Below are 19,967 nucleotides of genomic sequence, written 5' to 3' on the forward strand. Positions count from 1 at the left end.
TAGAATCGAAAGGGCAGTAGCCGCAACGGAAAGAGGCACACCATGCCGCAGATACAGGATTCCGATTATCCCGCCGATCCGTCGGACGAGGCCGACGAGACCGAGAAGGGGCGCGTCCTTCGCCACGATGAGCGCGACGACGATGAGCGCGACGATCGCGATGACGAGGATAGCGGCCATGTGGCCGGCTCCTTCGTCGACGACGACATCGACTACGACGACGATGACGCCGACGATTTCGACGATGGTGCCGTGCAGGGGGACGATGGCGCGGACGACGATGCCGATGATGATGACATCGATGCCGATGATGATTCAGACGATGATGATTCCGACATCGACGAGGACCTCGAGAGACTGCGCGAGGAGCTGCCCGGGATCGACGAGCTGCTCGATGCGCTGAGCGACGCCGAATCCGCGTTCGTTCACACCGGCGGCTCCCATGGCGCCGGCGGCAATCTCAACGATTCCGCCGCCGACGACTATGACCTTCTGAACGACGGCGAGGAGGCGTTCGACGCCACCTACGAAGGCGCGCGCCCGTTGCTCGAGGTCATCGCCGGCTCGCTCGACGAGGACGGCTGCCTTCCGCTCGACTTCACCCTGCCGCGCTCCCCGGAGGAGATCGAGGCACTCGGCCAGGAGGCCGACCTTCCCGACGGCACGCGCGACGCGCTGATGCTGTACCAGTTCGGATTCCCGAAAACCAGCGACAACGCGACGCGCCTGGTCCGCCGCATGCTGCGCCAGGCCTCCGACCGCGACTTCGACAAAGCCATCGTCTCGCTGAACGACGCCCTGGGCGAATCGGTGTCCATCATGCTCTCCGACACCATCGCCGACACCCTCGCGGAATTCGGCGACGCCGGAGTCAATCTGCGCAACGTCTTCGAGTTCGCGCTCGTCCTGCTGTGCTATTCGAGCGATGTCGAGACGGTGAAGATCGGCCTGATCATCCTTCAGAGCTTCGATCTGAGCGACGTCGTGCGCGACCTTCTGTGCATGTTCGCCCTGAGCGACGAGTTCACGCTGTTCGTGCTGCCATCCATGACGTACTGGGAGGACGCGAACGAGGATATCTTCGCCCTCGCGCAGCGCGTCAACGGCTGGGGCCGCATCCATTGCGTGAACGTCATGCATCCCGACACGCAGGAGATCCGCGACTGGCTTCTTGAGGAAGGCTGGCGCAACACCGTCATGGCCGCGTATTCGGCGCCGCAGTGCTTCGAACGCAGCGGCGCCATCGACATGCTGCGCATCGGGCAGATGAGCGATGAGCAGTTCGAGGACATCAGCCAGCTGCTTATCGTGCTTATTGACGAGGACGGCGAGCCTGTTCCCGGCATGTCCGCGCTTCCCGACCAGGAGGGCATTATCGACGATTTCCTGCGCGTGGCGTCCGAAAGGCTGAACGACGGCGGCCTGACCGACGACGAGCGCGAGGCCGTGCGCTATGCCAGGGCGTGGCGCGACGGCGAGGACCTCGACAGCCTGCGCGACGACGATTACGGTGAGGAAACCGGCGAATTCGAGGTCTACGACGATGACGACGCCGATGACGTCGACGATGTTGGCGACGTCGATGATACGGACGACGCGGATATCGAATCCACCGTCGACGATGCCGACACCACCGGGGAGGATGGTGCGGATGAATGATGCGCAGGCGTCAGACAACGCCATCGTGGCGCGCGCCATCGACCTCGTCAAGACCTACGGCGACGTGGCCTCCGGCTCGCAGGTCGTGGCGCTTGACCATGTGTCGGTGGATTTCCAGCGCGGGCGCATGACCGCGATCATGGGGCCGTCGGGCTCCGGCAAATCCACGCTGATGCACTGCATGGCCGGCCTTGACAAACCCACATCCGGACGGGTTTTCGTGGAAGGGCTCGAGGTCAGCGCCATGAACCAGCGCGAGCTGACCGAACTGAGGCGCACGCGCATCGGCTTCATCTTCCAGTCCTTCAACCTCGTGCCCACGCTGTCGGCCGAGGAGAACATCCTGCTGCCGCTCGAGATCTCCAAGCGCCCCATCGACCGCGAGTGGTTCGACGAGGTGGTGGACGTGGTGGGGCTGCGCAACCGCCTCGACCATCGTCCCAGCCAGCTGTCGGGCGGCCAGCAACAGCGCGTCGCCTGCGCCCGCGCCATCATGGCCCGTCCCTCGGTTATCTTCGCCGATGAGCCCACCGGCAACCTCGACTCCAAGTCCAGCGCGCAGGTGCTCGGCTTCCTGCGCGACTCCGTGCACGACCACGGCCAGACCATCGTCATGGTCACGCACGACCCGCGCGCCGCCAGCTACGCCGACCGCGTGCTGGTGCTCGCCGACGGCTCCATCGTGCGCGACATGGACCATCCGGGCTACGACGAGATCCTCGACGTGTTCTCGGACGAGGGGGAGAAGGACTCCGGCGCCGCCGCAGACGACAGCGAGGCCCGCGCATGAGCCCTGTCGTCACCATCGGCGTGCGCGACGCCAGGGCGCACGCCTCGCGCTTCGTCATGTCCATCGTCGCCATCGCCCTCGGCGTGGCCTTCGTGCTCGGCTCCTTCTGCTTCCGCGGTCTGCTCGACGGACAGGTGCGCAAGATGACCTCCACGAACGCCGACGGCGACGTCTACGTGCAGGGCCTGGTGACCGAGGATTCCGACGATTCCTCCGCCTCCGCGGAGCCGGCGGCATCGTCTTCGTCCTCGTCATCCGACGACGATACGGACAGCCGCAACAACATCGATGTCTCCCTTGTCAGCACGATTTCCGCTGTCGATGGTGTGCAGACGGCCGTGCCCGCCCGGTCCCTCGACGGCGTCGTGCTCGTCAACTCCGACGGCGTGGCCGCCAGCTCCATGACCGGAACATCCGCCAACGCCATGTCCGAGGAGTACCGGTGGCGCTCCGCCCATTTCGTGCAGGGCGGCTACCCGCACGGCGAGCACGAGGTCGCCCTCTCCAGCGACACCGCCAGCTCCGCGGGCCTGGCCTACGGAAGCCAGGCGAAAATCGTGTACCCCTCCGCCGGCGTGCAGGACGTGACCGTCACCGGCATCTTCGACCTCGACGATTCCCAGGCCGGCGCCCTCGTCCTCGGCCTCGATCCCGACGTCGTCATCTCCGAACTGCAGGCGCAGGGAACCTCCACCGACACCATCCCGCGCATCAAGGTCTACGGCAGCGCCAACGGAGGCGCCGCCCTCACCGAGAAACAGCAGCAGGACCTCGCGGACGCCATCAACGCCGCGCTTCCCGCCGACTCGCAGGCCACAGCCGTCACCGGTCAGAGCCACCGCGACGAGCTCAACAAGTCATACAGCAAACAGCTTGGCTTCATCCAGCCGCTGATCCTCATCTTCGCGGTGCTCGCGCTGTTCGTCGGATCGTTCATCATCGCCAACACCTTCACCATGATCGTGCGCGACTCCATGCGCGGATACGCGCTGCTGCGATCCATCGGCGTCTCGCCGGGGCAGGTCTTCGCCACCGTCATCATCCAGGCGCTGCTGCTCGGCCTCGTCGGATCGGGCATCGGCGTGGTGCTCGGCTGGGGCATCGTCGAGGCCATCGTGGCCATACTCGCCGCGCAGGGCACGCCGTTCACCGCCTCCGCCGCGCCCACCGTGCCCATCATCCTGCTCGCCTTCGCCGTCGGCATCGCCGTCTCGCTGCTCGGCGCCACGCTTCCCGCGCGCCGCGCCGCCCTCGCCCCGCCGATTCAGGCCATGAACGAGACCACGAACCCGGAGCCTCCCGTCACACGGCGCGCCATCGGCGGCATCGTGCTTGCGCTGCTCGGCGGCCTGTGCTGGTGGTTCGCGCTCGCCATCGCCCATACCTCCGACACCGCCGCAGGTCCCACGCCCTGGCCGGCACTCAACGGCATCGGCGTCGGCTGGCCGCTGGGAGTGGGCGCCGGGCTGCTCGTGGTCGGCGTCATCATGCTCGCGCCCGCCCTTGTACGGCCCTTCGGCGCCGTACTCGGATGGCTTCCCGCGCATGCCTTCCGCGTCACCGGCCGCCTGGCGGTGCGCAATCTCTCGCGCCAGAGGCGCCGCACCGCGAACACGGCGGCCGCGCTGTTCGTGGCGCTCGCAATCGTGGGCTGCATCGGCGTCGTCACATCGTCGGTCAAGGCGTCGGTCAGCGATATCGTCGACAACAACCTCCAGGCCGACTACGTGCTTGTGGCGAACAGCACGCGTATTCCCGAACCGGCGCTCGAGCAGATCCGGCAGCTCGACGATGTGGCCGACGTCGAGACCACCAGCGTCGCCATGGGCGTGAAGGTGAGCGGCGTGCCCGACCCCATGCCGGTGTTCGTCACCGACCGCGGCTTCGCCGACACCGTTATCGCGCCCGACAGCTGGGAGGGCGATTTCTATGGCACGCTCGACGATTCCACCCGCGTGGTGGTGGGCGAGACCACCGCGTCGAAATACGGCTGGCATGTGGGTGACACAATCGAGCTGACCTCCGATGGCGTGACGATGGCCGCCGCCGCGCAACAGGCGCAACAGCAGGCACAGGAGGCGCAACAGCAGGCACAGGAGGCACAGCAGGCGGCGCGGCAATCGTCGAGAACCGCCACCTACACCATCGACGCCATTGCCAAAGGCGTGCCGTGGAGCTCGAATATCTGGATCGACGCCACGCAGGCGGACGAGCTGGGGCTCAGCGACGCCCTGATCAAGCCGAGCGCCTTCGTCACTTTCCGCGACGGAACGGATACCGCCGCCGCGCGGGGCGAACTCGAGAGTATCGCGCGGCCCTACTACACGATTTCCGTCATGTCCCACGACGAATACAAATCCGCCACCTCCTCGATGGTCGACCAGGTCATGCTCGGCATGTACGCGCTGCTCGCGCTGTCCCTCGTCATCGCGATCTTCGGCATCGTCAATACGCTGATGCTTTCGATCAGCGAACGCACCCGCGAGATCGGCGTGCTGCGCGCCATCGGCACCAGCGACAGGCAGGTGCGTGGCATGATCGCCATCGAATCGACGCTGATCTCCATCATGGGCACGGTGCTCGGCCTGGTGGCGGGCGTTGCGGCGGGCGCCGAGATCCGCGGCTGTTATTCGGCGATGGGCCTGTCGGTGCTGTCTATTCCGTGGCTGCAGCTGGCGCTGTTCCTCGTGTGCTCGATTGCGGTCGGCATTCTCGCCAGCCTGGCTCCGGCCCGGCGTGCGCTCGAGGTTCCCGTGCTCGACGCCGTGGCGTCGGAGTAGGGACGGGGCGGAACGGGGTGCCGGGCCACTGGGCGTGCCCGCGACTTTGAGTCAGGCCGCGCGGCGAATTATCGCCCGGCGTGTTGCCTGTCCGCCCCTGTGATATAATTTCTCTTCGTGTGTGCCGTTAACGGTCCCTATGTTATGGGGGCGTTCGAGCGGGACATCCCGTGATGCGTGGAATCCCGGCAGCAATGCCGCGGACGAGGATCGCGGGCCATCGGGCCGGTGGACCAGGGCTATCCGATATCGGGTGTTAAACAACCGTGCGGTAGCCGCAGTGTGGCGGCCCCCACGTGAAGACCATCGATTTGATATCGGAGATAGTAAGTTGCCTACCATTGAACAGCTCGTCCGCAAGGGACGTAAGCCGAAGCCGAAGAAGTCCAAGACTTTGGCTCTCAAGGGCTCTCCGCTGCGTCGCGGCGTGTGCACCCGTGTTTACACCACCACCCCGAAGAAGCCGAACTCGGCTCTGCGTAAGGTCGCTCGTGTGCGCCTGAGCTCCGGTGTGGAAGTCACCGCCTACATTCCGGGCGAGGGCCACAACCTCCAGGAGCACTCCATCGTGCTGGTGCGCGGTGGCCGTGTGAAGGATCTCCCGGGCGTGCGCTACCACATCGTGCGTGGCGCTCTCGATACCCAGGGCGTTAAGGACCGTAAGCAGGGTCGTTCCCTGTATGGCGCAAAGAAGGCGAAGTAAGCAAAATGTCACGTAAGGGACCCGCAAAGAAGCACGAGCTCCAGCCCGATCCGATCTACGGTTCGACGGTTGTCGCACAGCTCATCAACAAGATCCTGCTCGACGGCAAGAAGAGCAAGGCCGAGGCCATTGTGTACTCCGCGCTTGATATCGTGAAGGAGAAGACCGACCAGGAGCCGGTCGCCGTCCTCAAGCGTGCTCTCGACAACATTCGTCCGTCCCTCGAGGTGCGTTCCCGCCGTGTCGGCGGCGCCACCTACCAGGTGCCGGTCGAGGTGAAGCCGAACCGCGCCAACACCCTGTCGCTGCGTTGGCTCACTGATTTCTCCCGCGCCCGTCGCGAGAAGACGATGGCCGAGCGCCTCGCCAATGAGATTCTTGATGCCTCCAACGGCCTGGGTGCTTCCGTGAAGCGTCGCGAGGACACCCACAAGATGGCCGAGGCCAACAAGGCCTTCGCCCACTACCGTTGGTAAATTCCACATTCGTTGAACGAAAGCTAAGGAATAGAAATGGCTGAAGACCTCAGCAAGATCCGTAATATCGGCATCATGGCCCACATCGATGCCGGTAAGACCACCACCACCGAGCGCATCCTGTACTACACCGGCAAGAACTACAAGATCGGTGAGACGCACGATGGCGCTTCCACGATGGATTGGATGGCGCAGGAGAAGGAACGCGGCATCACGATTACGTCCGCGGCCACCACCTGCTACTGGAGCCGCCAGTCGCATGACCCGGACGATAAGTTCAAGATCAACATCATCGATACCCCGGGCCACGTGGACTTCACCGCCGAGGTCGAGCGCTCCCTGCGCGTCCTCGACGGCGCCGTGACGGTGTTCGACGCGAAGGAAGGCGTGGAGCCGCAGTCCGAGACGGTGTGGCGTCAGGCCGATAAGTACAACGTGCCGCGTATCTGCTTCGTCAACAAGATGGATAAGCTCGGCGCGAACTTCTTCTACTCGGTCGACACAATCAAGCAGAAGCTCGGCGCCAAGCCGATCGTTATGCAGATCCCGATCGGTGCCGAGAACGACTTCACCGGCGTGGTGGATCTCGTCCGCATGGTTGCCTACGTGTGGCACGACACCCAGGATCTGGGCGCCCACTACGACACCACCGAGATTCCGGAGGATCTCAAGGAGACCGCCGACAAGTACCGCGACGAGCTCCTCGAGACCGTGGCCGAGACCGACGACGCGCTGATGGAGAAGTACTTCGGCGGCGAGGAGATCACCGAGGACGAGATCCGCAAGGCCGTCCGCAAGCTGACCATCGCCTCCGAGGCCTACCCGGTGTTCTGCGGCTCCGCGTTCAAGGACAAGGGCGTTCAGCCCATGCTCGACGCCGTCGTGGACTACCTGCCGTCCCCGGTGGACGTTCCGGCCATCGTCGGCTACGACCCCAAGGACGAGTCCGTCGAGATCGATCGCAAGCCGAGCGAGGACGAGCACTTCTCCGCGCTGGCCTTCAAGATCGCGGCTCACCCGTTCTACGGCAAGCTCGTGTACGTGCGCGTGTACTCCGGCAAGTGCAAGCCCGGCGACACCGTGCTCGACTCCACCAAGGGCAAGAAGGAGCGCATCGGCAAGCTCTTCGAGATGAACGCCGATAAGGAGCTCCCGGTCGACCAGGCTCTCGCCGGCAACATCTACGCCTTCATCGGCCTCAAGAACGTCACCACCGGCGACACGCTGTGCGACGAAAGCGCCCCGATCGCGCTCGAGTCTCTGACGTTCCCGGACCCGGTTATCCAGGTGGCCGTGGAGCCGAAGACGAAGAACGACCAGGAGAAGATGGGCAACGCGCTTGCCCGCCTCTCCGACGAGGATCCGACCTTCCAGGTGACGACGGACGAGGAGTCCGGCCAGACCCTGATCGCCGGCATGGGCGAGCTCCAGCTCGACATCATCGTCGACCGTATGCGCCGCGAGTTCCACGTCGAGTGCAACGTGGGCAAGCCGCAGGTCGCTTACCGCGAGACCATCCGCAAGGCCGTCATGAACGAGGGCTACACGCACAAGAAGCAGACCGGTGGTTCCGGCCAGTTCGCAAAGGTCCTCATGAACTTCATGCCGATCGACCCGAACAACGAGGAGGAGGCCGGCAAGGACCTCGTCTTCGTCGACAAGGTCACCGGCGGCCACATCTCCCAGGAGTTCATCCCGTCGGTCCAGGCCGGCGTGGAGGAGGCCATGCAGTCCGGCGTCCTCGCCGGCTTCCCGGTGGTCGGCGTCAAGGCCGAGCTCACCGATGGCCAGATGCACCCCGTCGACTCTTCGGAAATGGCGTTCAAGATCGCCGGCTCCATGTGCTTCAAGGAAGCCGCCGTCAAGGCGAAGCCGGTTATCCTCGAGCCGATCATGGCCGTCGAGGTCCGTACGCCGGAAGAGTACATGGGCGACGTCATGGGCGACCTGAACTCTCGTCGTGGCTCCATCCAGTCCATGACCGACGCCACCGGCGTCAAGGTCATCGACGCCAAGGTGCCGCTGTCCGAGATGTTCGGTTACATCGGCGACCTGCGTGGCAAGACGCAGGGCCGCGCCATGTTCACCATGCAGATGGATTCCTACGCCGAGGTCCCGAAGGCCGTCGCCGACGAGATCATCAAGGCCCAGCGCGGCGAGTAGCCGACGGCTGTCGGGTGGGCGGGGCCGCGTCGCTCCGCCCACCCGACACCACCGGCGCATCACGCCCAGCGCGAAACGCCGCCTCTGTGTCCCACGTTTCCTATACCATCGTGTTCGATAGGTTTGGGGCGGGACACGAAGTGGCGCAAAACCCCAAAAACAAGTAATATGTAGCGGGTGCCTGTCATTTTCGGAGACTCCTTCGGAATCAGGGGCTAACTACTACACGTCCAGGAGGACATAAATATGGCAAAGGCCAAGTACGAGCGCACCAAGCCGCACGTTAACATCGGTACGATCGGTCACGTCGATCACGGCAAGACGACCCTGACCGCCGCTATCTCCAAGGTTCTGCATGAGGAGTACCCCGACCTCAACCCGGAGTACGACTTCGACCAGATCGATTCCGCTCCTGAAGAGAAGGACCGCGGTATCACCATCAACATCGCCCACATCGAGTACCAGACCGCCAAGCGTCATTACGCTCACGTGGACTGCCCTGGCCACGCCGACTTCGTGAAGAACATGATCACCGGCGCTGCTCAGATGGATGGCGCCATTCTCGTTGTCGCCGCCACCGATGGCCCGATGGCTCAGACCCGCGAGCACGTGCTGCTCGCTCGCCAGGTGGGCGTGCCGCGCATCCTGGTCGCTCTGAACAAGTGCGATATGGTCGACGATGAGGAGCTCATCGAGCTCGTCGAGGAAGAGGTCCGCGACCTCCTCGAGGAGAACGGCTTCGATCGCGATTGCCCGGTCATCCGTACCTCCGCTTACGGCGCTCTCCATGACGATGCTCCGGATCACGAGAAGTGGGTCCAGACCGTCAAGGACCTCATGGATGCCGTCGACGAGTACATCCCGACCCCGGTTCACGACCTCGACAAGCCGTTCCTGATGCCGATCGAGGACGTCTTCACGATTTCCGGCCGTGGCACCGTCGTGACCGGCCGTGTCGAGCGTGGCCAGCTGCCCGTCAACAGCGAAGTCGAGATCGTCGGCCTCCGTCCGACCCAGAAGACCACCGTGACCTCCATCGAGACCTTCCACAAGACGATGGATAGCGCTGAGGCTGGCGACAACACCGGTCTGCTGCTCCGTGGCATCAACCGCGACCAGGTCGAGCGTGGCCAGGTCGTTGCCAAGCCCGGCTCCGTGACCCCTCACCACAAGTTCGAGGCTGAGGTCTACGTCCTCACCAAGGACGAGGGTGGCCGTCACTCGCCGTTCTTCTCCAACTACCGTCCGCAGTTCTACTTCCGCACCACCGACGTCACCGGCGTCATCACGCTGCCGGAAGGCGTCGAGATGGTCCAGCCTGGCGATCACGCCACGTTCTCCGTCGAGCTGATCCAGCCCGTCGCCATGGAGAACGGCCTGACCTTCGCTGTCCGCGAGGGTGGCCACACGGTCGGCTCCGGCCGTGTCACCAAGGTCATCGAGTAGTTCGTCCCTGACGACTGCTTGCAGATCTCGTAGCTAGCGGAAAGGCCCGGTGCGAAAGCACCGGGCCTTTTGCATACCCTTTCATGAATACTGTGATGGGTCTCGGACAAGAATCGGCGATTATGGGGTGGGGAAGGCCGGATTCTGCTCGCAAGCCATCACCTTGGTATTGAGATGACGGATGATGACGGGTACGGGGTCACCTTTTAGCCGAGGAGATAGTGCTCGTCGGCGGGCTCTCCGTTCTCGAAGGCGGTAAGCAGCGAGTTCGCGATGTATTCGCTGACGGCGCGGCGCCTTGCCCACGGCGTGTCGAATCCAGCTGCCGGATCCGTATTCGCGTCACCGATGCTCTGGGAGAGGTCGGAGCCGGTCAGGGTAAGGGTTCCGTCGGCACCGGTGGCGGTATTATCGTCGGACTGCGTTCCGAACGCCGACAGTTCCTCGACCGCCGCGTCATAGGCCAGCACCACCGTCGTCGGCAGCTCGGCGCCGGTGATCGGGTCGGTGGTGGTGTCGCCGAGCGTGCGCACGGCCTGGGAATCGTAGACCCCGGCGCGCGGATCCGTGCCGTTCATGGCCTTCGCCATCGCCGCGAAATTCGATGACAGCGAGCGGTGCTGCGCGCTGACCTGCTGCCACGCGGTGTTTTGCGTGCGTGCGTAGAGCGCGGTCGCCACGTAGGTGACGCGGTCCTCGGCTACCGCCAGGCCGCCGAATTCGCTGGCGGTGAGGCCTGTGACATCGCGGGAGTCCGCGGAGCAGATGCCGTTCGACGATTGCGAAGCGGTTGACGATGACGAGGACGGCGATGCATCGCTGCCGTCGGCGGAGAACGCAAGATCCGACTGGTATCCGCAGGCTTCGCGCACAGCAGCCAGCAGCGGGCTCAGATCGTCGACATACGTGGGAAGCATGTCGGCCAGGCCCACCTCGTCGGCGAGGTCGCGCGCGGTTTTCGCGGCGAGGGCCGACTTCGCCGTCGCCTCGGGGAATACCGCGGCGGGGCAGAGGGCCGCCGCCTGCGTCCAGAACTTCTGCGCGCCCACGGCCGCAAGGAAGCGTTGGCGGGCGCTGGGAACCCACGAAATCTGCCCGTACATCGACGATGCGATCTCATAGCTGCCCGCGCACGTCGTGGCGTCGGAATAGGAGGCGTCGGTTTCCTCGGCGGCTGCCGACGTCGGGGCCATCGTGGAGAAGGAGAATGCCATAAGCGCCGCCGCTGCCGCCGCCGGAACCCTGCGCCGCCACGATGCGCGCGTGGCGGATGATGCGTCCACATGCGCCTTGCGCGCCGCCTCCGATTCGGACGGACCGGCGGAGAAGGAAGCAGAGCGGAAGGAACGGGAAGCGATGCGGAACCCCTGGGCATTCGAATTCATGCGTTCAGTGTATAGCGGCCGCCCGATGACGCGTGGCGGGACCTGCATGGCGAGACCGCATGCCGCGTCGCGAGACCGCACGCCGCGAGACCGCACCCCGTCATTTCGCGCGCTCTGCTCGCATACTGCGAAATCCCGGCAATTGGCCAGCGAGTGTTTGCATTGCGCCGATATGCTCACGTATGATATTCACGCGAAGATGGGAAGCGCAGTGCATCCCGTCGAATAACTGCATATGGAGGTCTTAAGGCATGGAACTCGACTTGGCTGGAATGCATAGGCTTGCGGCGGAGCAAGGAATTGATGCCGAAACTCTCGACGCCGCCCTCGCGGAGGCTTTCCGACTCGCGTATCTCAAGACGCCGCACGCCGCCAAGCATGCGCGCGTCGATATCGACGATCGTGCCGGCACCGTGACGATTTGGGCGCAGGACGAGATTCCGCGCGAGCCCACCGAGGACGACCCCTATCCGGAGCCGGAGCTGGGCGAGGAATACGACGATACCCCGACCGATTTCGGCCGCCTCGCCGCCGCCACCGCGCGCCAGACGATCTCCCAGCTCTTCCGCCAGGCCGCCGATAACAAGGTGTTCGGCGCCTTCGCCGGCCAGAAGGGCAAGCTCATCACCGGCACTGTGCAGCAGGATGCCAAGGACCCCAACAATGTGCATATCGCCATCGGCGACGTCGAGGCGCTTCTGCCGCGTCGCGAGCAGGTTCCTGGCGAGCGCTACCGCCACGGCGAGCGTCTGCGCGTGTATGTGGTGAACGTCTCGCGCGGCGTGCGCGGGCCCGAGATCATCGTGTCTCGTTCGCATCCGGAGCTGGTGCGCCGTCTGTTCGAGCGCGAGGTGCCGGAGCTCGTGTCGGGCGCGGTGTCGATCATGGCGATTGCGCGCGAGGCCGGCGCCCGCACGAAGATCGCCGTGCGCGCGAACACGCCGGGCGTGAACCCGAAGGGCGCCCTTATCGGCCCCGGTGGCTCCCGTGTGCGCGCCGTTATGGAGAATCTCGGCAACGAGAAGATCGATATCGTCGATTGGTCCGATGACCCGGCCAAGTTCGTCGCCGCCGCGCTGTCGCCGGCGCATGCCGTGGGCGTGCAGGTGGTCAGCGAGAAGAACCAGACCGCCATCGCCTTCATCCACGATGACCAGCTGAGCCTCGCCATCGGCAAGGAAGGCCAGAACGCCCGTCTTGCCGCGAAGCTCACCGGCTGGAAGATCGGCATCGAATCCGAGGAGAAGCACCAGGCCATGCTCAAGGCCCAGGAGCAGCTCGCCGATCAGTCCGCCGATGCGCAGGGCTCCGACGCGGGTACTGCTGCGGATGCAGGTGCGGGTGCTGCGGACGCCGAGTAGGCGAGTGCTTCCGCGCGAACGCTGCGCATGAATGCTGAGCGCAAGAACGCTGGGCGCAAGACATGCGAGTTGGCGCAAGACATACGATGAACGGCCGTCGTTTCCCACGACGGCCGTTTCGCATGCCTCGGTCTTTTCCCTTGCGTCACCGTGGGCCGCCTTCGGTGAATGTTCCGCTAACGGTGGCTCTCACTGGCAGTGGGGCGACCAGTGAGGGTGACTGTTGTCGGGGAAATCGTGTGTTTTCAACGATTGATTCGTTAACGGTTGGTCTCATTGGCAGTGGGGCGACCAGTGAGGGCGACTGTTGGGAGAGAAGGCCAGCATTTCCAACAATCGATTCGTTAACGGTTGGTCTCACTGGCAGTGGGGTGACCAGTGAGGGCGACTGTTGGGAGAGAAGGCCAGCATTTCCAACAATCGATTCGTTAACGGTTGGTCTCGCTGGCACAGGGGCAACCAGTGAGGGGCACCGTTGCCGGGGAAATCGTGTGTTCGCACCGATATCGAGCGTTCGCACCGCTGCCTTGGCGGCGCCACATTCGCGCGCCGCCGCCGCGCGCCACACCCATGCTCCCCGCCGCGCTGCCGAGGTCAAAAGGAGCGTTGGAAAATCAACGATGACGCCGCCCTCGTCTCACAGCGAAGAAGGCCGTGTCTCATCCATGGCATCATGTATTCTTTTGAACTGATGTGTGGGCTGGGCGCATTGGGCCCCGCCCCGACTGAGACGAGGTAACACAATCATGGTCGCACGATGAGACAGGATATGTTCGCCCTCATCAGATAGCGTTGCGCGCCGACGGGCACGCGGCGCAGTTAGGAGTAATTGGTGCCTAAAGCACGCGTGTACGAGTTGGCAAAGCAATTCGGCGTGGACAGCAAAACCGTTCTTGAGAAGCTCAAGGACATGGGAGAATTCGTCAAGTCCTCGTCATCGACGGTGGAAGCGCCGGTCGTGAGGAAGCTCAAGGCGGCATTCGCCGCGAGCGACGAGAACAGGAGCAAGAAGGAATCGACGTCGGCCAAGCCCGCCGCGCCGAAGTCCTCCGCACCGGGCAAGCCCAAGCCGGCAGCCCCGAAGCCGGGCGCATCGGCCCATCAGGCTCCGAAGCCCGGGCAGAACCGTCGTAAGGGAGCCCCGGCCGGGCGTTCCGACGCACGATCCGATTCCCGTTCTGAAAATCGCGAGAATCGTGAGAACCGCGCGACCCCGCGCACCGAGGCCCTCAGCAAGCAGGAGGAGGCCATCCGCCAGGGCCTGCAGAGCAAGGACCCGCGTATCCAGGACGCCGCGCGCCGTATGCAGCGCGAGCTGGAGGAGAAGGAGAGGAAGTCCCAGGAGCAGCGCGAGCATCGTGAATCGCGCGAACGCCACGGCGGTCCGCGCGACGCGCACGAGCAGCGCGGCGGTTCCTCCCGTCCCACCCCGCGCAGCGCACAGCGCGGCAACGGCCCCGCCGCCAATGGCGGCGCCGCGCCGAAGCCGGGCGCCGCGCCGCGTCCGCGCCAGGGAGCGTCGTCCGAGAAGACGCCGCGTCCGGGCAACAACCCCTTCATGAGCAAACAGGGCATGCATGTGCCGACGCCGGGCGACATCCCGCGTCCGCATCCGATGGCCCGTCCGACCGTGAACAACGGCCGCAACCGCAACGGCCGCCCGGGCGCGAACCGCGGCGGACGCGGAGCCGGCCAGGGCGCAGGGCGCTGGGGACACAACCGTCCGCAGGGCGCCGGTGCGCAGCATACCGGCGGTCGTTTCGGCGGCGGCACCTCGGCCCCGCAGCATGACAACGGCCCGCAGAACCGCGGCCACGCCACTGGGCGTCCGGGGCGCGGCCGCGGCGGCGCGGCGGGTGCTTTCGGACATCAGGGAGGCCGCTCCTCGAGGGCGCGCAAGAACGCGCGCCGTGCCAAGCAGCACGAATACGAGGAGATGAAGGCACCGGTTATCGGAGGCGTGCGCATTCCGTCCGGACACGGCCAGACGATTCGCCTGCGCCAGGGCGCGTCTCTGTCCGACCTTGCCGAGAAGATCAACGTCAGCCCGGCGTCGCTTGTCACCGTCCTGTTCCATCTGGGCGAGATGGCCACGGCCACGCAGTCGCTGAACGAGGACACCTTCCAGATTCTCGGCGAGGAAATCGGCTGGAACATCAAGATCGTGTCCGCCGAAGAGGAAGACAAGGAGCTGCTCCAGCAGTTCGACATCGACCTCGACGACGAGAAGAACATGGACGACGACGAGCTCGTGCCGCGTCCGCCGGTCGTGACCGTCATGGGCCACGTCGACCACGGCAAGACCCGCCTGCTCGACACCATCCGCAAGACGAACGTCTCCCTCAAGGAGGCCGGCGGTATCACGCAGCGCATCGGCGCCTACCAGGTGTCGGTGAAGCTCAACGACGAAGAGCGCAAGATCACGTTCCTCGATACCCCGGGTCACGAGGCCTTCACGGCCATGCGTGCCCGCGGCGCCGAACTGACGGATGTCGCGATCCTCGTGGTGGCCGCGGATGACGGCGTCATGCCGCAGACCGTCGAGGCGATCAACCACGCCCAGGCCGCGAACGTGCCGATCGTGGTGGCCGTCAACAAGATCGATGTGCCTGGCGCGAACCCCGAGAAGGTGCGTGGCCAGCTCACCGAGTTCGGCCTCGTGCCGGAGGAGTACGGCGGCGACACGATGTTCGTGGACATCTCCGCGAAGAAGAACATCAACATCGACAAGCTCCTCGAAGCCGTGCTGCTCACGGCCGACGCCACGCTCGACCTGCGCGCGAACCCGAATATGCCGGCCCGCGGCGCCACCGTCGAGGCCCGCCTTGACAAGGGTCGCGGCGCCGTCGCCACCGTGCTCGTCCAGCAGGGCACCCTGCATGTGGGCGACGCCATCGTGGCGGGCACCAGCTACGGCCGCGTGCGCGCCATGCTCGACGAGAACGGCAACTCGCTCACCGAGGCCCTGCCGTCCCGTCCGGTGTCCGTGCTCGGCCTGACCTCCGTCCCGACCGCCGGCGACCTCTTCCTCGTCGCGCCCGACGACCGCGCCGCCCGCCAGATCGCGGAGAAGCGCGCCGCCTCCGAGCGCGCGGCCCAGCTGGCCAAGCGCCGCAAGGTCGTCTCCCTCGAGGAGTTCAAGGAGCAGTTCGCCAAGTCCGAGATCGACATGCTCAACGTGGTCATCAAGGGCGACTCGTCCGGTTCGGTCGAGGCCCTCGAGGATTCGCTTATGAAGATCGAGGTCTCCGACGAGGTCGGCATCCAGGTGATCCACCGCGGCGTCGGTGCCATCACGCAGAACGACGTCAACCTCGCGAGCGTCGACAAGGCCGTTATCATCGGCTTCAACGTGCGCCCGAACCGCCAGGTGGCGGACCTCGCGGAGCGCGAAGGCGTCGAGATCAAGTACTACTCGGTTATCTACAAGGCGATCGAGGATGTCGAGGCCGCCCTCAAGGGTATGCTCAAGCCGGAGTACGAGGAGGTCGTCACCTCCCACTCGGAGATCCGCGAGATCTTCCGCTCGTCCAAGTTCGGCAACATCGCCGGCGTCATGGTGCAGGACGGTGTCGTCAAGCGCGGCACCAAGTGCCGCATCATGCGCGACGGCGTCGTCACCATCAACGACCTCGAGATCTCCTCGCTGCGTCGTTTCAAGGACGACGTCACGCAGGTCGAGGAAGGCTACGAGTGCGGCATCAACCTGGGTGACTTCAACGACATCCAGATCGGCGACGTCATCGAGACCTTCGAGATGCAGGAAGTCGAGCGTAAGTAACCCATGGCAGGAACGAACCCCCGCGCCGTGCGCGTGGCAGGCCTCATCCAGCGCGTGGTCGCGACGGCCCTCCAGAGGGACCTGCGCGACCCGCGCCTTGCGCACGTCACGATCACCGAGGTGCGCGTGACGAACGATCTGCAGATCGCCCGCATCTACTGGACGTATCTGGGCGACGACGGGCATGAGCGCGGCCAGCGCAAGCGCGCCAAGCAGGCGCTGCAGCAGTCCGCCGGGCGTCTGCGTTCGATGGTGGGCCGCAAGGCCGGCCTGAGGCTGACGCCCCAGCTCCAGTTCATCTACGACGAGGTGCCCGCCGAGGCCACCGAGGTGGAGGATGTGCTGACGGTCGCCCTCAAGCGCGACCAGGAGCTGGCGAAGCTGCGCGAGAACGCCACGTACGCCGGAGACGCCGATCCGTATCGTCACGATGACGAGCGGAAGGGCGCGGATTCCGCGGATTCCGACGATTCCGAGGGCGTGGATGGCGCTTATGGCGCTGGCTACGGCGACTACGATGACGACGGCGAGTACGACGATTCCGACGTCGATTTCCCTGACGATGATGAGGATATCGACGATGACGATGACACCGCCGATGACGCGTCCGCCGGGGACGGCGACTCCGCGCGATGAGCGGGGAGGTCTCCGGGCTTCTCGTCATCGACAAGCCCCAGGGCGTCACGAGCCATGACCTTGTGGCCGCGGTCCGTGCCGCCCTCCATATGAAGCGCGTCGGCCACGCCGGCACCCTCGACCCCATGGCCACGGGCGTGCTCGTCATCGGCTTCGGCTGCGTCACGCGCCTGCTCAGCTACATCGTGGGCCATGACAAAACATACGAAACCACGATTCTCCTGGGCCAGGGTACGACCACCGACGACGCCGACGGCGACCCGCTGCCGCGTACCGCAGACGAGGCGCAGGCCGTGGCGGAGCGGATCCATCGTCTGACCGACGATGACATCCGCGCCGCCGCCGCGCGCCTGACCGGCGACATCCGCCAGGTGCCCAGCGCCTTCTCGGCCAAGAAAATCCACGGGCAGAAGGCCTACGACCTCGCCCGCAACGGCGACGTCGTCAAGCTCGAGGCGCAGTCCGTCACCGTCTCCGCCTTCGATATCCTCGACATCCGCCGCACCGAGGCCCCGACAATCGCCGTCGACGCGCGCGTCACCTGCTCGACGGGAACATATATCCGCGCGCTCGGACGCGACATGGGCGCCGACCTCGGAGTCGGTGGGCATCTGACGCGTCTGCGCCGCACGCGCGTCGGCAGCTTCCGCGTGGACGACCCGGCCGTCGTCACCGCGCATGTGGAGGACCACACCTTCGTCAACCGCGACGGGCAGACCGTCACGCGCCCGCGCGCCGTGCTCGACATCACCGACCGCGACGCGCTTCTGGCGCGAGCCCTGACACCCGCCGACGCCGCGCGCCGCGGCATGCCCAGTATCGAGGTCACCCATGCGCAGGCCGGCTACCTCGAGCACGGCCGCCTGATCGACGGCGTGGTGGACGGGCCGACCGCCGCCATCTGCGCCGATCCGAGCAGCCCCGGCGGGGAGCGTCTTGTGGCGCTCGTGGAACGGCGGACGCGCACACAGCTCAAGCCGTCCGTCGTCTTTCACTGACATCGCCGGATGCGGCAATCGTACAATCGTCAAATCCACAGCATGCACCGCGCCGACCGCGCGGCCGAACGGAGGAAACCGATGACCATCGACTGGCTCATTCCTGACACCAAGGGCGCGGTGCAGTGGCCCGCGCTGCCCGACGGCAAGAAGGGCGTGCTCACCATCGGTGCGTTCGACGGCATGCATCGCGGCCACCAGGCCGTGCTTGAGCGCGCCGTCGAGAAGGCGCACGAGCTGGGTGCCATCAGCGTGGCCATTCTGCTCGATCCGCGCCCCGCCGCGGCGCACGCCTACGCGCAGCAGCACGACGGCGCCGACACGCCCGACGACTTCCACGACCCCGACGCGCTGATGCCCGTCGACCGTCGTCTCGAGCTCATCGAGCGCACCGGCATCGACCGCGTTTTCGTGGTGCGCTACACGATGGCCTTCGCGGCCGTTTCCTACATCTCCTTCCTGGGGCAGATGGTCGGCAAGGTGGGCATGCGCACGCTGGTGCTCGGCTCCGACGCGCGTATGGGCGCGAAGCAGGCCGGCGACCTCAAGGCGATTCGCAACCTTGCGCTCGCCACGGGCGTTTTCGAACTCGATGTGGTGGACAACGCCGGCCCCGGAGCCACGCGACTGCCGTTCCAGTGGACGCCGCAGGCACCGACCGAGGCGGGCGAGCCGCACGATCCGCTCGAGGGCATGAACAAGGCGGAGCGCCGCACGTGGAGCAAGCGCCATCATGCGCGCGAGGCGCGGGTGTGGAGCTCGTCGAATGTGCGGTATCTGCTGGGCAACGGCCGTGTGCACGATGCGGCCGAGGTGCTCGGGCGTCCGCATGCCGTGGAGGGCACGGTGGTGCATGGCGAGCAGCGCGGGCGTACGCTCGGGTTCCCGACCGCGAATCTGGGCAATCCGGTGGACGGGTATGTGCCGGTTGACGGCGTGTACGCCGGGTGGCTTGTTGACTTTGGAGAGGCGGGGCAGGCCGAGGCTGAGGCCGGCGCTGGCGCTGATGGCGCTGGTGCTGCTGCCGCCCACGCCGACGGTGTGACGCCGCGCCAGGAGATCCGCCGCTGGCCGGCCGCGATTTCCATCGGCACGAAGGAGACCTTCGACCGCGATGGTGCGCCCGCCGATCGTGTGGTGGAGGCCTACGCCTGCACCGACGAGGAGCTCGATCTGTACGGCCACCGGATGTGTGTGGAATTCTGCGGATTCCTGCGCCCGCAGCAGCGTTTCGACAGCGCCGCCGCGCTCGCCGCCCAGCTTGCCACCGATGCGCGCTCGGCCGCTGCCCTCGCCGACGGACAGGAATCCGCCGAGTAGGGGAGCAGGCTTTGGCCGCGCGGGGCAGGGTTGCGCGACGGTAAGAAAATGGCGTTAGGTGGGTGTGGTGGCACCCGCCTAACGCCATTTTGGGTTGGTTTTGACGATTGTCCTGCCCGTTTTGGGCTTCGGCGGGTGTGGTGGCACCCGCCTAACGCCATTTTGGGTTGGTTTTGACGATTGTCCTGCCCGTTTTGGGCTTGGGCGGGTGTGGTGGCACCCGCCGAACGTGATTTTGGGCTGGTTCGGGTGGTTTTGTGGGGTGTTTTGGGCTTGGGCGGGTGTGGTGGCACCCGCCGAACGTGATTTTGGGCTCGTTCGGGTGGTTTTGTGGGGTGTTTTGGGCTTGGGCGGGTGTGGTGGCACCCGCCGAACGTGATTTTGGGCTNGCGCGGCTGACAACCGCCCGACGTCTGCCCGCATGCAAAAGGGGTTCCGGATGCGGGAGCATCCGAAACCCCTGTGGTTA

The 19,967-nt window shown here is 65.5% G+C and carries 13 protein-coding genes; 12 read left to right on the forward strand and 1 reads right to left on the reverse strand.

Going from position 1 to position 19,967, the window contains the following annotated elements; genetic code table 11:
* Positions 1 to 42 precede the first annotated feature (42 nt).
* The 7 genes from PSRA_RS08070 (at position 43) to tuf (ending at position 10,017) form a co-directional block, all read left to right on the forward strand.
* Positions 43 to 1,659, forward strand: a complete 1,617-nt coding sequence (locus PSRA_RS08070; RefSeq protein WP_094661386.1) for a hypothetical protein — start codon at positions 43 to 45, stop codon at positions 1,657 to 1,659.
* Positions 1,652 to 2,449: an ABC transporter ATP-binding protein gene (locus tag PSRA_RS08075; protein ID WP_338053285.1), complete on the forward strand. Its 798-nt coding sequence runs from the start codon at positions 1,652 to 1,654 to the stop codon at positions 2,447 to 2,449. Before PSRA_RS08070 ends, PSRA_RS08075 begins: the two co-directional genes overlap by 8 nt.
* Positions 2,446 to 5,229 carry an ABC transporter permease gene (locus tag PSRA_RS08080; protein ID WP_094661388.1) on the forward strand — a complete coding sequence of 928 codons (2,784 nt, stop codon included), beginning with the start codon at positions 2,446 to 2,448 and terminating at the stop codon, positions 5,227 to 5,229. Before PSRA_RS08075 ends, PSRA_RS08080 begins: the two co-directional genes overlap by 4 nt.
* A gap of 331 nt (positions 5,230 to 5,560) precedes the next feature.
* A complete protein-coding gene (gene rpsL, locus PSRA_RS08085) occupies positions 5,561 to 5,932 on the forward strand; it encodes a 30S ribosomal protein S12 (RefSeq protein ID WP_094661389.1) in 372 nt (123 codons plus the stop codon).
* 5 nt (positions 5,933 to 5,937) lie between these two features.
* Entirely contained in the window at positions 5,938 to 6,408 is a 471-nt protein-coding gene (gene rpsG, locus PSRA_RS08090) for a 30S ribosomal protein S7 (RefSeq protein WP_094661390.1), read from the forward strand.
* 36 nt (positions 6,409 to 6,444) lie between these two features.
* On the forward strand, positions 6,445 to 8,571 hold the full coding sequence (gene fusA, locus PSRA_RS08095) for an elongation factor G (protein WP_094661391.1): 2,127 nt from the start codon (positions 6,445 to 6,447) through the stop codon (positions 8,569 to 8,571).
* Positions 8,572 to 8,817: 246 nt separating this feature from the next.
* Positions 8,818 to 10,017, forward strand: coding sequence for an elongation factor Tu (gene tuf, locus PSRA_RS08100; protein WP_094661392.1), 1,200 nt, complete (start codon positions 8,818 to 8,820; stop codon positions 10,015 to 10,017).
* A 206-nt stretch (positions 10,018 to 10,223) separates the two neighbouring features.
* Here the strand turns inward: tuf and PSRA_RS08105 are convergent, their stop codons facing one another.
* Positions 10,224 to 11,402 carry a hypothetical protein gene (locus PSRA_RS08105; protein WP_094661393.1) on the reverse strand — a complete coding sequence of 393 codons (1,179 nt, stop codon included), beginning with the start codon at positions 11,400 to 11,402 and terminating at the stop codon, positions 10,224 to 10,226.
* Positions 11,403 to 11,653: 251 nt separating this feature from the next.
* Here PSRA_RS08105 and nusA point away from each other — a divergent pair, with 251 nt between their 5' ends.
* From nusA to PSRA_RS08130, 5 genes are all read left to right on the forward strand, one after another.
* Positions 11,654 to 12,763 carry a transcription termination factor NusA gene (gene nusA / locus PSRA_RS08110; RefSeq protein ID WP_094661394.1) on the forward strand — a complete coding sequence of 370 codons (1,110 nt, stop codon included), beginning with the start codon at positions 11,654 to 11,656 and terminating at the stop codon, positions 12,761 to 12,763.
* Between the two features lie 832 nt (positions 12,764 to 13,595).
* Positions 13,596 to 16,544, forward strand: coding sequence for a translation initiation factor IF-2 (gene infB, locus PSRA_RS08115; protein ID WP_094661395.1), 2,949 nt, complete (start codon positions 13,596 to 13,598; stop codon positions 16,542 to 16,544).
* 3 nt (positions 16,545 to 16,547) lie between these two features.
* On the forward strand, positions 16,548 to 17,180 hold the full coding sequence (rbfA, locus tag PSRA_RS08120) for a 30S ribosome-binding factor RbfA (RefSeq protein ID WP_094661396.1): 633 nt from the start codon (positions 16,548 to 16,550) through the stop codon (positions 17,178 to 17,180).
* Positions 17,177 to 18,178, forward strand: a complete 1,002-nt coding sequence (truB, locus tag PSRA_RS08125) for a tRNA pseudouridine(55) synthase TruB (protein WP_094661397.1) — start codon at positions 17,177 to 17,179, stop codon at positions 18,176 to 18,178. Before rbfA ends, truB begins: the two co-directional genes overlap by 4 nt.
* An 81-nt stretch (positions 18,179 to 18,259) precedes the next feature.
* Positions 18,260 to 19,498 carry a riboflavin kinase gene (locus PSRA_RS08130; RefSeq protein ID WP_094661398.1) on the forward strand — a complete coding sequence of 413 codons (1,239 nt, stop codon included), beginning with the start codon at positions 18,260 to 18,262 and terminating at the stop codon, positions 19,496 to 19,498.
* Positions 19,499 to 19,967 lie beyond the last annotated feature (469 nt).

It is taken from the genome of Pseudoscardovia radai (assembly GCF_002259605.1).
Classification (GTDB): domain Bacteria; phylum Actinomycetota; class Actinomycetes; order Actinomycetales; family Bifidobacteriaceae; genus Pseudoscardovia; species Pseudoscardovia radai.